Annotated in this window: 17 protein-coding genes; 10 read left to right on the forward strand and 7 right to left on the reverse strand. The window is 55.1% G+C overall.

Annotation, left to right across the window (positions count from 1 at the left end; translation table 11 throughout):
- Positions 1–139: 139 nt before the first annotated feature.
- Both ACMTNU_RS18480 and ACMTNU_RS18485 read right to left on the reverse strand, forming a co-directional pair.
- Positions 140–460, reverse strand: a complete 321-nt coding sequence (locus ACMTNU_RS18480; protein ID WP_413936773.1) for a helix-turn-helix domain-containing protein — start codon at positions 458–460, stop codon at positions 140–142.
- Positions 453–782 carry a type II toxin-antitoxin system RelE/ParE family toxin gene (locus ACMTNU_RS18485; protein WP_413936774.1) on the reverse strand — a complete coding sequence of 110 codons (330 nt, stop codon included), beginning with the start codon at positions 780–782 and terminating at the stop codon, positions 453–455. The genes ACMTNU_RS18480 and ACMTNU_RS18485 overlap by 8 nt, the downstream gene beginning before the upstream one ends.
- Positions 783–1,118: 336 nt before the next feature.
- On the opposite strand from ACMTNU_RS18485, the gene ACMTNU_RS18490 reads away from it, so the two are divergent.
- The 6 genes from ACMTNU_RS18490 to ACMTNU_RS18515 all read left to right on the forward strand — a co-directional run bounded on the left by ACMTNU_RS18490 (position 1,119) and on the right by ACMTNU_RS18515 (position 7,230).
- Entirely contained in the window at positions 1,119–1,670 is a 552-nt protein-coding gene (locus tag ACMTNU_RS18490; RefSeq protein ID WP_413936775.1) for a plasmid mobilization relaxosome protein MobC, read from the forward strand.
- Positions 1,667–2,650, forward strand: coding sequence for a relaxase/mobilization nuclease domain-containing protein (locus tag ACMTNU_RS18495; RefSeq protein WP_413936776.1), 984 nt, complete (start codon positions 1,667–1,669; stop codon positions 2,648–2,650). Before ACMTNU_RS18490 ends, ACMTNU_RS18495 begins: the two co-directional genes overlap by 4 nt.
- Positions 2,651–2,910: 260 nt before the next feature.
- On the forward strand, positions 2,911–4,857 hold the full coding sequence (locus ACMTNU_RS18500) for a sigma-54 interaction domain-containing protein (RefSeq protein ID WP_413936777.1): 1,947 nt from the start codon (positions 2,911–2,913) through the stop codon (positions 4,855–4,857).
- A 302-nt stretch (positions 4,858–5,159) separates the two neighbouring features.
- Positions 5,160–5,933 (forward strand): MBL fold metallo-hydrolase, encoded by a 774-nt coding sequence (locus tag ACMTNU_RS18505; RefSeq protein ID WP_413936778.1) that lies wholly within the window; start codon positions 5,160–5,162, stop codon positions 5,931–5,933.
- Between the two features lie 11 nt (positions 5,934–5,944).
- Complete coding sequence (locus ACMTNU_RS18510) at positions 5,945–6,760, forward strand: class I SAM-dependent methyltransferase (protein ID WP_413936779.1); 816 nt, start codon at positions 5,945–5,947, stop codon at positions 6,758–6,760.
- A gap of 59 nt (positions 6,761–6,819) precedes the next feature.
- Positions 6,820–7,230 (forward strand): ester cyclase, encoded by a 411-nt coding sequence (locus tag ACMTNU_RS18515; RefSeq protein WP_413936780.1) that lies wholly within the window; start codon positions 6,820–6,822, stop codon positions 7,228–7,230.
- An 81-nt stretch (positions 7,231–7,311) separates the two neighbouring features.
- Here the strand turns inward: ACMTNU_RS18515 and ACMTNU_RS18520 are convergent, their stop codons facing one another.
- Positions 7,312–7,596, reverse strand: a complete 285-nt coding sequence (locus ACMTNU_RS18520; protein WP_413936781.1) for a hypothetical protein — start codon at positions 7,594–7,596, stop codon at positions 7,312–7,314.
- A gap of 496 nt (positions 7,597–8,092) precedes the next feature.
- On the opposite strand from ACMTNU_RS18520, the gene ACMTNU_RS18525 reads away from it, so the two are divergent.
- Positions 8,093–8,449, forward strand: a complete 357-nt coding sequence (locus ACMTNU_RS18525; protein WP_413936782.1) for a hypothetical protein — start codon at positions 8,093–8,095, stop codon at positions 8,447–8,449.
- 157 nt (positions 8,450–8,606) lie between these two features.
- On the opposite strand, the gene ACMTNU_RS18530 is transcribed toward ACMTNU_RS18525, so the two are convergent.
- A complete protein-coding gene (locus tag ACMTNU_RS18530; protein WP_413936783.1) occupies positions 8,607–9,257 on the reverse strand; it encodes a hypothetical protein in 651 nt (216 codons plus the stop codon).
- Between the two features lie 474 nt (positions 9,258–9,731).
- Between ACMTNU_RS18530 and ACMTNU_RS18535 the strand changes: the two genes are divergently transcribed.
- A complete protein-coding gene (locus ACMTNU_RS18535) occupies positions 9,732–10,022 on the forward strand; it encodes a hypothetical protein (RefSeq protein ID WP_413936784.1) in 291 nt (96 codons plus the stop codon).
- Positions 10,023–10,084: 62 nt separating this feature from the next.
- Here ACMTNU_RS18535 and ACMTNU_RS18540 read toward each other — a convergent pair whose 3' ends face one another.
- Complete coding sequence (locus ACMTNU_RS18540; protein ID WP_413936785.1) at positions 10,085–10,303, reverse strand: hypothetical protein; 219 nt, start codon at positions 10,301–10,303, stop codon at positions 10,085–10,087.
- 139 nt (positions 10,304–10,442) lie between these two features.
- On the opposite strand from ACMTNU_RS18540, the gene ACMTNU_RS18545 reads away from it, so the two are divergent.
- Positions 10,443–11,267 carry a hypothetical protein gene (locus tag ACMTNU_RS18545; RefSeq protein WP_413936786.1) on the forward strand — a complete coding sequence of 275 codons (825 nt, stop codon included), beginning with the start codon at positions 10,443–10,445 and terminating at the stop codon, positions 11,265–11,267.
- A 40-nt stretch (positions 11,268–11,307) separates the two neighbouring features.
- Here ACMTNU_RS18545 and ACMTNU_RS18550 read toward each other — a convergent pair whose 3' ends face one another.
- Positions 11,308–12,606 carry an NAD(P)/FAD-dependent oxidoreductase gene (locus ACMTNU_RS18550; protein WP_413936787.1) on the reverse strand — a complete coding sequence of 433 codons (1,299 nt, stop codon included), beginning with the start codon at positions 12,604–12,606 and terminating at the stop codon, positions 11,308–11,310.
- A gap of 296 nt (positions 12,607–12,902) precedes the next feature.
- On the opposite strand from ACMTNU_RS18550, the gene ACMTNU_RS18555 reads away from it, so the two are divergent.
- The gene (locus ACMTNU_RS18555) at positions 12,903–13,058 is read left to right on the forward strand and encodes a hypothetical protein (protein WP_413936788.1); all 156 of its coding nucleotides are present in this window, start codon (positions 12,903–12,905) and stop codon (positions 13,056–13,058) included.
- Positions 13,059–13,133: 75 nt separating this feature from the next.
- Here the strand turns inward: ACMTNU_RS18555 and ACMTNU_RS18560 are convergent.
- A partial coding sequence (locus tag ACMTNU_RS18560) for an exodeoxyribonuclease III (RefSeq protein WP_413936789.1) occupies positions 13,134–13,649 on the reverse strand: 516 nt, incomplete at its 5' end.

Raw genomic sequence — 13,649 nt, forward strand, 5'->3', positions numbered from 1 at the left:
CGGCATTTGCCCAGCAGTGGGCCCGTCAGCAGTCGGCGGCATGAGGCTGCACTTCGTGGCGTCCACTCTTGACGACTGGGCTCATCACGGAGGCGAGGAAGAGCGAGCCTCGCATTGTCTGAGAACGTATGTTGGGGGCTTAGGCCGAACGACGCGTCCGGGTGACGCCCTTGTGCGTGGGAGGCTGTAATTCGACGCGGACGGGTCGCCCCAGCGCCGCCGCCATGTTCACCAGCGCATCTAAAGAAAACCGCGAGATCCGTCCCCGGAGTAGATCATTCATTCGCGGCTGCGTCACCCCGCATGTGGCGCCCGCTTCCGCCTGCGTCCACCCGTTCGTCTCGATGACCTCGGTAATCTGCCGCATGAGTGCAGCGCGCGCACGCAAATTCGCCGCCTGTTCGGGCGTATCAGCCAACGCGTCCCACACACTCTTGAAACTGTGGATCGTCTTAGTCATGTTTCCCTCGCTTGAGTTCAGCGTACCGTGTCCTGGCTTGCTCCAGGTCGCGTGCACTCGTCGCCCGGCTTTTCTTCTGAAACGCATGGAGCACGTACACCGCGTCTGCGAATCGAGCCACGTAGATCACGCGATAGGTGCCGGAATCATCCCATACCCGTAGTTCTTCGACACCCTTTCCAACAGACGGCATCGGCTTGAAATCGGTTGGCTGCTTGCCGTGCTGGACTTGCTCCAGTTGGTACCCTGCATCATGCCGGGCATCTTCCGGAAACTGTCGGAGGCATTCCAGCGAGTTCCCGAGAAAGCGCAGCGGTTTCACGGATCAAGTATACCCGTTTGGATATACAACGGCAAGCCCACACAGACCCTGACTCTGGCGATCGCCGTCGCAATAGCGGGTACGTGCCAACCCCCTTCGTTTGAGCTCATTATCCTAATTCTAAGAGGTGGGAGGGCCTAGATCTCTTTCTTCTTTACTCTTCTTAATCTTATCTTTTTTAGAGTTTGCAGGATATGGCTGTTGCCCGTAGTTGTCTTACATTATGGGTTTATCGTATTCTTGTGCCCAGGTTTTCTGACCATCCAATGACCTGAAGCAGCCACAGGTCTGTGAAGGGTGCGGGGTGGTCAGAGTTGGGCTGGTACAGGTGAGTTGATGGGGCAGCGGGCGAAACGGACGACCACGGTTACGGTGGATCTGGGGGAACTGAAAGCGCCCTGGCAGGCCTGGTGTCAGGCCCACGGCATCACCCCGAGCCATGCCCTGCGGAGCGCCCTTCGGCAGGCCATGGATCGGAGAGCCACGAGGGTCCCTGCGCCGCGGAGTCGCGTCACCCCGAAGCGTGAACGAGCGACCGCCCGCATCGAACTGAACCTGACGGCCTCAGAGCTTGCCGCACTGAAGAAGATGGCAGTCCATGAAGGCTATGTGCCGACGAAATGGATGGTGGCAATGGTGCGCGCCAAGTTGACCGGGCAACCCCATGTCGGACAACCGGAATTGGAGGCCTTGGCTCGGTCGAATCAGCAACTCCTCGCCTTGGGCAGGAACTTGAACCAGATTGCAAAAGTTCTGAATACCGCGCCTCAGAACAGGACCGCCTTTCGGGTCGAGGTCATCACGGAACTCTCCCGCGTGATCCAAACCCATACGAAGAAGGTGTCCGATGTCTTACGCGGGTCCGTGGAGCGCTGGCACATCCAATGACCCCACTAAGCATCCAGATCGATGAGAGGCTCGATGAGTGGGGGAGCCGGCTCTTCAATGTCTCAACCGAGACCCTTCCACGGCCGCGGGCCAGCAAGAATATTCGCCTTGGTTCCGCTAAGTTCATGAGCACTGGCGGACGGCTCAGCACGTCACAGACTCGGGCGACCTATGTACGGCAGAAACTCCAAGCCATGGTCCGCCGTGCCCCGCAAGTCGTGGTGAAACTCGTCAGGGCGCCCAAAGGGATGAAGGGCATCGCGAACAACCTCACCTACATTTCGCGGGATGGCCAACTCGAGATCGAAGATCAAGACGGCCAGGTGATTCACGGGAAGGATGCCGTGGCGGATCTCAAAGCCGAATGGCGCGATGGCGGGATGCCTATCGCGGCGGATTCGACTATGCGCGATGCCTTTCATCTCGTCCTCTCCATGCCGACCCGGACCGATCCGCTGTCGGTCCAACGGGCTGCCCGTGACTTTGCGACACGAGAGTTTTCGGGCTTTCAGTACGCGATGGTCCTCCACACGTTCGAGACCGATCCGGACCCTCATCCCTCCCCGCACCCGCATGTGCATTTAACAGTCAAAGCGGCGGGTCTCGACGGGAATCGCCTCAATCCGCGAAAGGCAGATCTACAGCGTTGGCGAGAGGGGTTTGCGGAGGCCCTTCGGGAGCATGGGATTGAGGCGACGACGACGAGCCGGATTCACCGGACGACGCATGAACGGTGGAGGGTCCAGCATCTGCGCGACGGCACGACCAATGAGAAGGTGCTCGATCGTCAGCAACGCCAGACGCATCTGCCGAGGAAGCAGCTTGAGGTGATGCATCACTACCAACAGATCATGAAGGCGCTCGCCCAATCCAATCGAGGAGAGGACCGACAACTCGCCGTGGATCTCGTGCGCTATTTCAAGACACCTGTTCGTACTCCGGAGACTGAGAGGGAACGAGGGAAGGATTGTGAACGATGAGACGTTCTGCTATTGACGACACCGGCAAAGACGATCGACTACGATGTGCGCACTCCTCAATGATGCGAGTCAAACGCGGGTCAGACAGTGATGTGGCATCAGCACCATGCAACGACGGAAATCTATGTCAAGGAAATGCAGAGCTTCCTCGAAGGAGCCGAGGGTGTGGTCGCGCAGATCTAGGTAGGATGTGAAGGGAATGCTCTCTCTCGTCTATGCCTCTTGCATCTACGTCTCATCTCGTCCCATACTTTCGCCTCATGAGATCTCCTTTATCTGGTCACTCCGCACCTCTCCAGGACCTTGAAACCGACGTTGCCTTGCGCGCGATTCTCGAAGGCACCGCAACGGAAACCGGGCAACAGTTTTTCTCAGCGCTGGTCCAAAACCTCACTTCCGCGCTCGGCACGCACGGAGCCTGGGTGACGGAATACTTCCCCGAGCGGCGCCGCCTTCGCGCCCTTGCGTTTTGGATGGATGGTCAGTGGGTCACGGATTATGAAGTGGACATTGCGGGAACACCGTGCGAGCGCGTGATCGATATGGCCAAGCTTGTTCATTTCCCTGATCGGCTCCTCGAGATTTATCCCCATGAGAAGGACTTGAAGGCAGCTGGAGCCGTTAGTTATATGGGCGTGCCGCTCCAGGACACCGATGGCCAGATACTCGGGCATATGGCGGTGATTGACCGTCGGCCAATTCCAGAAGAACCGCGAGCCCATGCGATCTTTCAGATCTTCGCTGCGCGCGCGGCAGCGGAACTTCGCCGGATGCGAGCAGAAGCCGAGGTCCGTGAGCGGGAAGAAAAACTCAGTCGACTTTTGTTGAGCGCCATGGACGCAATTATTGAGTTGGATCACCAGCTCCACATCACACGCGTGAACCCTGCAACCGAAAGGACCTTTCAATGTTGTGCGGAGAAGATGATCGGTCAGGATTTTCGATGTTTCCTACGTGCTGATGATGCCGATCGACTGCTCGTATTGATCGACGAATTGGACAAGCGCCCCGAGGGGCAGCAATCACTGTGGATTCCAGGCGGGCTCAACGCCTGTTGCCTGGGAGGCCAGTTGTTTCCTGCCGAGGCGACTTTGTCCCGATTTGAGCTGCATCGTCAAAAGTTCACGACGCTTATTCTTCGCAATATCCATGAGCGGATAGAAGCGGAGGAGAAGATTCAGTCGCTGACGGCCGAAACCGAACTGCTGCGAGAAGAACTGCAGGCTCTCCATCAGGACGGTGCCTTGCTCGGTGAGAGTCCGGCATTTCGGCGAGTGCTCCAGGACATTGCGCAAGTTGCGAAGACCGATGCGACCGTGCTGATCATGGGCGAAACCGGAACCGGCAAGGAACTCGTGGCCCGCGCAATTCATGCGGCCAGCGCTCGTCGAGAACGACCGTTGGTCACCGTCAATTGCGCCGCAATCCCATCTACCTTAATCGAGAGCGAGCTATTCGGTCACGAAGCGGGTGCTTTCACCGGTGCAACCAAGAAGAGAGAAGGCCGTTTTGCGTTGGCTGACAAGGGGACTATCTTTCTCGATGAGATTGGAGACCTTGCCATCGATCTGCAGGCCAAGTTGCTTCGGGTGCTCCAGGAAGGCGAGTTCGATCCGGTCGGCAGCATATCAACCAGGAAGGTGGATGTGAGGGTGTTGGCCGCAACCAATTGGGATCTGGGGCAGGCTGTGCGCGACGGGAGGTTTCGGGAGGACCTCTTCTACCGGCTGAACGTATTTCCTCTTCGACTGCCACCGTTGCGGGAACGAGGAGAAGATGTCCCGCGATTAGCTGCGCTGTTTGCAAAACGGTTTGCCGCCAGAATGAGCCGGAAGATTGCTCCACTTACGGCTGATGGTGCACGGCGGCTTCAGCAATACAGCTGGCCAGGCAATGTTCGGGAATTGCAGAACGTGATCGAGCGAGCGGTTATCACCGCCGATCATGGTTGTCTCAACCTGGATCGGGCCTTACCAGAAGTGCCTCATGTAGATGCGTTGGAGGCCGACCAGGCTCCTATATCTGATCGCATCTTGTCAGCCAAGGAGATCAATGAGCTGGAGCGCACCAATATTCTTCGCGCACTGGAGGCCACGAGGTGGAAAGTTTCGGGTGAACATGGTGCGGCGAAACTGCTGGGCATCAACGCTTCTACTCTTTCTTCCCGTATGAGAGCGCTCAAGATTCAGAAACCTGCCGCGCACTGATCTTACGACCTGGGTACCACGGCCCGACTTTCCGTATAGGCATCTTTTGCTTGCGAAATCTCGCAAATGCACTCATGAGATTTCATAAGTCGTGAAATCTCATGAGGTGTGTTTTTGCTCGGCCCGATCTCTAACCCATTGAAAATGGATCACACGATCTTATTTGGATGTGTGGCATCAATGCTGCTGTAACGACGCTGTATCAAAGCAGTGACATGTATGGGGAGGACGATTCGAAATCTCGGCTGGTGGAACTGGTTACGGACAAGATTGAATTAATCACGCAGGGGAGGCACAGCATCATGAAGCTCACACAGATCCGGAACGCAACCCTCAAAGTCGAATATGCCGGAAAAACATTTCTGATAGACCCTATGCTGTCAGAGAAGGGTGGCTTTCCGGGATTTCCTGGTACGCTCAATAGTCACGTCGCCAACCCCACAGTTGAGCTTCCCTTGCCTCTGAGTGAGATTCTCGCCGTCGATGCAGTGATCGTGACCCATACCCATCAAGATCACTGGGATGACACGGCAAAAAAGGTCATTCCTAAAGACATGCTGATCTTTACCCAAAATAGTCGAGATGCCTGGGACATTCAGATGTCATGGTTTCGCAACACGCGGGCGCTTGAGGAACGGAACGAATTTGAAGGGATTACGCTGATCAAGACTCCTGGGCAGCACGGCCGAGGGGAGATTCTTGAAGGACTCATGGGAGATATTTTGGGAAATGTGTGCGGCCTCGTCTTCAAACATCCACTTGAGAAAACACTCTACATTGCCGGGGACACCGTTTGGTATGAAGGCGTCAAGCAGAACCTGACGCAGTACAAGCCCGATGTGATCGTCCTCAATAGTGGCGATGCCAGAGTGCTTCCGAATGAAGCGATCATCATGGGACAAAACGATGTGCGCGATGTGTATCACGCCGCTCCTGCTGCGACCATCATTGCGAGTCACATGGAGGCGGTCAACCATGCCACGCTGTCCCGAAAGAATCTGCGAGCGTTTCTTGGCGAACAAGGCATGACGTCGCGTGTGCTGGTTCCTGAGGACGGTGAATCGTACAACTTTTGAGAGATGGCTTGATGAATACGCCTTTTGAACATGATTACGCCCCGGTTTGCGACCTCTATGAGCGACATCTTGGGCCAGCCCTGTTCGAGCCCTATGCGATTGATCTTGTGCGAGGTGTGGCCACCGACTGCCTGGCAGGGTCCATTCTCGAGATGGCCTGCGGGACCGGCATCCTGACCCAACAGCTCCGAGCCCATCTGAAACCGACCGTATCCCTGACGGCCACCGATATCAACCCAGGAATGCTCGCCTATGCACAACGCAAACTGGTTGGTGTAGAGGGAATCGTCTGGCGACAAGCAGACATCGCCGATCTGCCGTTTCCCGATGCATCGTTCGATGTCGCGGTCTGTCAGTTCGGGCTTATGTTTGTATCGGATAAAGATCGTGCATTTCGAGAAATGCGCCGTGTTCTCGTCAAAAATGGTGTGCTGGCATTCAGTGTGTGGGATCGCATGGAACACAATCCCTATAGTGTCGCCGTCCACGACACGGTTGCGGAGTTTTTCCCGGACAATCCACCGCAGTTCTTCAAGGCACCGTTTAGCTTCGCAGACGTTACGGGGTTACGCCGGTTACTTACGGTAAACGGATTCGACCAGCTCAAGATTCAGGCTATTTCGAAGGCGTGTGTCAGCAGTACGGCGAGGGCGTTAGCAATTGGGATGATTGAAGGTGCACCCATTCTTGCCGAAATTCAAGCACGTGGTGGTTCATCCGGCCCAATCGTCGATGCGGTGGCCAACGTCTTTGCCCGGATCGGAGGAATGACACCATTTCGGTCGACCATGCAGGCACTTGTGGTGACGGCGCGGGCGAAGGACTGACAGCCATCACCCCTCGCACATGTTGGGCATTAGGTTGTCTATTCACTGAGGAGGAAGTGATGATGCGCAAACAGACGACACAGTTGCGGGACTTTGCTGTCCGATACACGGCTGCGTGGTGCAGCCGGAATGCGTCCACTGTCGCTCAATTCTATGCTCCAGGCGGTTCGCTTACCATCAATGGAGGCACGCCGTCGGTGGGCCGAAGCGCGATTGCGACAGCTGCACAAGGATTCTTCACCGCCTTTCCGGACCTGACGGTGTATCTGAATGATCTCGTTGCCCGACAGGACAAGATGATCTATCAGTGGACACTGGAGGGCACCCATAGCAGGACCGGCAAACGCGTGCGCCTCAGTGGATTCGAAGAGTGGAGCATGAGTGATGATGGCTTGATCGCTGCGTCACTCGGCAACTTTGATTCCGCTGATCTTGAACGTCAAATCGAGCAGGGAGCGAATCCTAAGTGACTTAGTGGAGCTGGCGAGTTGTGTGAGAGTCTCACACAACTCGGGGGTCACACGGCGGCCTGTTAGAATTGCGGATACCGATCAAATCACGGCACGCGGCACCTCAGTCACCATTTTAAGACGCAGGTTCGGGTTTGAAGGAGCAAGTGCGCGCTCTCGGGCATCCACTCGACTTCCTGCTTCACGATTTTTATGGTATCCAGACGCAGCTCTGGGAGTACCTCCAGGATCTTGAGATACAGCTCCGCTCGTTTCTTTCGTGGGCTCATAGGACATCTTGAGCGGCGTCATGAGGCGAAGGACCGTGAACGGCGCTGTGAGGAGATCACCGATCCTTTTCAGGAGAGCCGCGCCGTACTGTGGCACGGAGCCTACTAGTTAGAGAGGTGAGGAACGACGACCACAGGAAAAGAAGAAACAAGTGCTCATGGCTCATCTGCCTTGGATGGAGGCGAGTGTTGAGGGTCCGATTCCTGGTTGCAACCGGTTGCAGATTTGCGGATTATTTGCCCAGTTTTGCCGCGATTTGCCAAGCTATCTTGTTGATATTGTTGATGTGACGATGAGTCCGGTTCAATTCGAAACCCGTCATCCACCCCACTCGTTCCCCTCAGAGACTATCGGTAGGTAACGGAACAACTAAGACTCCAGTCTATAAGCAGTTCTTCGGGAACGTCCGGAAACTGGATATCTATGATCGTATTTGGGTTATGGCGTTCCGTCTGATCGAGAGGGGTATGAAGCAGAAAGTCCTGGACATTCGGGTCCGGTTGATTCCAGAGCCAAGTGATTAGGTAAATCAAGCCACGTATTTTACGGGATTGACCATGGTTTGTTAATGGTATAACCATTGGTTACCGTGGTGAATCGTGATGACATTGCTCTCGGTGTCTATCTCAGGCAGACAACCGGCGAACGTCTCGGCGTTATTGCCGTTGTGCATCAAGTCGGCATCAGTTGGTCAGGAGAATGGTTCTTTCAGTTACGGTACTTGAGTCGGTCGGTCGGAGTGAGCAAGCGAGGCAGTTCGGAATGGAGCTCCAATCTCCGGGAGAAGGATCTGGCTCACTTCGAACTGATTGGAGCATGGATCACGGCACAGGCCTTACTGGCAAGCGGGCCACCTTCTTCTCTCAAGCCAAAGAAACCACCGCGAGTACCAGCTTGGATGCGAGGAATCGGCCGGCCGAATCAGCTTCGTCTATTCGAAGATTTCTAGTTGGGATCATGCCAAGTATGAGCCTCAAGGGTGGGACTTCTTAAGAACAGACGTCAGATGATCTCTGCCTCGAGAATCGGTTCGCTCTTAGGGGTGTTTTGGTTGTTCTCTTTCGGAAGGGTGCTGTCATGAGACCCAGGTTTTTGGGGGAGGATGACTAATTGTCCGGAACCGGATTTCGACCGGTTTGGCCACGAACGGCTTTGATTGAGAGCATGCGCCGAACAATAGAGCGTGCCTCACTCCAGACTTTCTCAGGCACGTCGTCGATGGGCGTGTTGATCTCACTCTGGGGAACGTCTGAATTGTTATCCCGATGTGCTTTCGTTGTCATCATGGTCGAAGCCAGATCGGCTGCAGCGACCCGGCGGAGGATGTCTTCCAGGGATGGGAGGGAAGGCTGTGATGGAAGGGGTTCACCACGGGATTGTGTCGTTCTGATCTGATGTGAGGGCTCTTGGTCAGGGGTTTGCGACATCCACATGAGTCCGAGTTTGTGTCGAAGGAACTCGGCAACCCATGCTTGATCATCTGGGGCGATCTCATTCGCTTCAATGGCAAACTCATGTTCCTTTACCCACAGCACGATTGCTCGATGAATGCACAGTGGGGTGGACCTGCCTGGGACCGACACCCTTAAGGTCAGCTGCATGCCGGCTACGACGGCTATTGATCCGGTGATTCGCCAACCACGGGAAGTCAGATCAAGGACAGTCCCGTCCGCAACAAATGCACCATCTCCGTACAACACGGGCCAGCTCACTGGAAACCGACTATGTCGCCGCATGGGATCTGTTCTATGGTTCATGGATGCTCCCTGTCATCTATGCCCATCAGGTTGGTAATGTAATGGTAGCGGGGAGAGTAGCTGAGCACCTTCCTCGAAATATTTACCTCAAAAGAGGGGGGTGTGGGTTTGAGCAAACAGCTCTCCGCTATAAGTCTCTCTGCTTCACTGGATTTTGAAGCACGAGAGCGTGAATAGTGCACTGTTTGGGCGATCGATGGCAAGCCCGATGTGATGAACGAAGCCTTGTTCGCTATCCGAATTGGCAGAGGGAGCAAGAAGAGATGTATGAAACATAGAATAGCTCTCTGAGATGAGATCCAGCGGATATTGCGGCAGTTGGTCGATGAATCTATTTGTCTTCTGCGAATAGACAAGGTGGGCCCCCAGGCCCTTTATCATTGGTAGAATGACGGACGATATTCAGCGGTAAGAGAACCTAGCAATAGTCATGCTGATAGATCGCGAGTACATGAGTTGAAAGGAGATGCCGTCATGCAGAGGCTTGTATTCCGAATGGTGGGCAGCCTGGTTCTCTTGGTTGTGATGGTGGTGAGTTGGCCTCGTTCCGTTTTGGCTCTTCCCCCGGTCCAAGGGGAAGTGATTTCTGTGACAACAGGGATTCCGGGAACCATGGTGATTCGGGACGACAAAGGGCAGCTTCACATTCTGAATCTTACCCAGCAGACTCAACTCGGAGCTCAGTTCAAGGTGGGGGACAAGGTGCTAGCCTTCTTCAGCCCCTATGGCGTCAGTGCAGTCCAACTCCAGGGAGGAAATCGATAGCAGGGCTTGTGTGAATACGTGCGATAGATCGGGCCATCCTCCACCTCATACGGGCGCATCCTTCACCGCCGAGTTGCGGCCAGCAGTCCTGCAAAACCGAGAATTACCCCTAGGATGACCAGGAATGAGGATGTGTCCGGCAGACTGGTATCCTGAGATGGTGACCAGTCAACGCAAATGCCGAGTGCGATCAAGATGGTACTCAAGGCCAGCATCACCTTCCAGCGCTGCGTGACGCGCTGATTGTTCTCGACCATATCTTCCTGCATTCCATCCGGCATAGGCTCTCCTCGGCGTACAAACTGCTAGCATGGCGAATGAGGCTGCCGACGGTCAAGGCGAAGTCTTGCCCTTGTCGGGAGCTCCTCCAAGAGCGTATCTTTACGGCTGGTCAGGCTGAAATCATCGAATGAGCGTTGCATGGAGAGTCTAAAGAAGGGCTGGGTGTGGTTTTGGGGGCAAAGTGTCCTCAGCAAGGTCGCTATTCTCGGCCTCCTGGCTGCTTTTGTCCCCTTCGTGCTGCCGACGGTCGTGGCCTGGTTTAGGCCGACGATGATTCACGTTGGGGTGTCGTTCTACACCTATGAACGAGGGGTTCAGCCGCAGGGTATGAATACGCTGTATTTTTTCGAACGGCGTAATCTCGTTTCAGATTGCAGCATCCGACGGGAGGAACAGTCCATCCCGAAAGGCCGGGCAAAGACGCTCGATCCACAGGGTTGGGTGCTCATCAAGCTCCTGCTTGAAAATGTGTCCAATCGTGATCTGACGAACCTTCGCGTCGGTGTACGGTCTCCCGCCATCAATCAGGCGACGCAGTTGACGGCTGCTCCCACCCTGGTGGTTACCGGGAACAAGGAAGCACCTCCCGATGTGAAGCCATTGTACGTGATCTCGATTACGACCTTGCCGGCAGAGAGTTCGGTGGTGGTGACCCTGAAGACACCCATCGACGACAATCTGCGGGACTTTGTCTATGTTAAACGTCGTCCTGTAACCATCCAAGTCCCCTATGTCTCGGCAGAGCAATTCAGAGAATATCCTCCGATTGTTTCACGCACGAACGCGGTCAAAATGTTGAATCGGGAAGGGGTCTTGCGGAGCCGCAATGACGGTTTCTCCGACGAAACACTTCAAGTCATGATGTTGCCTTCGAACGAGCCCACGCGGGAGGACGGAGAGCTCCCCTATCATCCTCTCCCGAGAGCGAAGGTGTGTTCGGAAGCGGAAGCGGGTACGTGGTGATTGTTGTCTTGACCGATGCGGGCATACAAAAGTAGATCTCTCATTCGAATGATGAGGCTGGGTGAGTAGGAGTCTGTCCCTTGAGAAGGCTCCTGACCACCGACTTCCCGGCCAGCCACCCTGTTGTCCAGGCCCATTGAAAATTGAACCCACCGATTCTGCCGTCACAATCGAGCATTTCCCCGAGAAGGTAAAGCCCGGCGACCAGTTTCGACTCCATTGTTCGGTAGTTAATTTCCTCAAGTGGAACCCCGCCGGCGGTAACTTCTGCCACGTTCCACCCGCGGTCACCGATAATCGGAAAGTGAAAGTGAGTGAGTGCATTCAATAACCGATCTCGATGGGGACGTGGGACCTGGGCCACCGCTGTTTGCGACTCGCAGGCCTGGTGACGACAGAGGGATTCGGCAAAACGATCCGGGACCAGGGATGACAGCATTCGAACCAGTGAGCGTCTGGGATGCTGAGCCGCCTGGGCAATGAACCATGCTCGAAGTTCATCAGCCGACTGTCCGGGAACAAAGTTGCCGTACATTTCGACGACGGTGCCTTGTTTCGTCGCCAAGGTCCAAAAGCGGCTGGCATCTAGGACCACGGGACCACTAATTCCGACATGAGTCCAGAGAAGGCTTCCCGTTCGACGGTCCACTTCTCGCTTTTCTACCAGTGTCGTGAGTTCCACCTCATGGGAGAGGCCTGAGAGAGTAGCCTGAAACATGGAGCGGTCAAGTACCAGTGGAACTAAGGCTGGTGCGGTCGGAGTGATCTGATGCCCAAACCTGCGTGCCAGCTGAAACCCGAATCCGTCGCTCCCGGTTTTCGGTAACGATTGACCGCCGGTGGCGAGCATGACGCGAGACGCATGTGTAATGCCATGGCTGTGTTGCACGAGAAACCCGGTGCTGGTGCGGGAAATTGCGTCGACACGGTGGTCCGGACAGATCGTCACACCGGCGCGTCGAGCGCTATCGATCAATGCCTGAAGCACGGTGCGTGCCTTATCAGATACGGGAAAGAGCTTACCCGTCGATTCATGCTTCAACTCAACGCCGAGGGAAGTGAACCAGGCGATCGTTCGCTCCACCGGAAAAGCCGCCAGCACATTCCGGATGATGTTGCGATTTCCGAAAAAATCTTTCGGTGTCACAATGTCGTGAGTCACGTTACATCGTCCCCCGCCCGAGACAAGAATCTTCGCTCCAATGTGTTTCGCGCCGTCCAGCAAGAGGACGCGACCGTCGCTTTTTTCTTGTGCGAGCGTTTGTGCTGCAGCGATCGCGCCGGTCAAACCAGCCGCGCCTGCACCCACGATGACGATAGTGGCAGGGTGATCGGTCATTTCATCACCTGTTTCTTCATAGGGTGGTATTGGCGTAGGCCTATTAAGAGGGCTGCACGCTGTGTTCTATCGGAACATTGGTAGGGAGCTGCATGAGAGGGCACGACAAGTCTTCTGCTGATATATGTGAATAAGTCGCTCATGATTCCGTGCAAGATTTTGAAAACAGAGAAGGAACTCCCGTGTCAGCGAAAGAGACAGGAAAGAATATTAGATAGTTTTAACTGACCGTTAACACGACGTTAATGTTTCAGTGTTAAGAGAGACTGGTCGTCATTATCAGGAGGAGGGACTCCATGACCTGTCGAAAATGCAAAGGCTTGATGATTCAAGAGCGTCAACCAGCGGTGTCTTCCAGTACCGTCATCCTTCGTTGCCTGAATTGCGGCTTGATCATTGACCCATTGATCGAGCTGAATCGCAACAACCACATGCGAGCGAAGGCCGCGTAGAAGAGACTCTCCATTCCGCCCTACCGAGTAACGGTGGAATCGACAGTTCGGATGGAGTGGGTGTCGCGTGCGCGGTCAGATCGAAAACTCTGCCCACAAAAATGTATGGTCGGAAGGTTCTTTCGCTCGTCGCGGCTCGACATCCACATCCGCCTTCACGCATTTATCAGCCAGCGGTGTGGTCGCCATCATATGATCAATGCGCCAGCCCTTGTTGGCTGCCAGTGAGCTGGGCGCACGGTAGTCCCAAAATGTGTATTGTTGACGCGTGGGGTAGAGTTTCACGAAGACATCCTGGAATCCCCAGGCGACGGTCTGTTCATACGCAGCGCGGGCTGCCTCGTGGTAACACACATGATTGAGATGTTTCTCAGGGCTGTGGACGTCCATGGGCCGAGGTGCCACGTTCATATCGCCACACCAGATAGCCGGAGCCTGTGGTGAAAGATGTTTGGTGAAGTAGTTCCGTAGCCGCTCATACCAACCAAGCTTGTAGGTGTATTTCGGGGAATCAATTTCAAATCCCTGCGGCACATAGGTGTTCACGATGGGAATCCCATCAATGATGACTCTCAGTAAACGGGAGTCGTC

This window comes from Nitrospira sp. BLG_1, assembly GCF_047338595.1.
Taxonomy (GTDB): Bacteria; Nitrospirota; Nitrospiria; order Nitrospirales; family Nitrospiraceae; genus Nitrospira_D.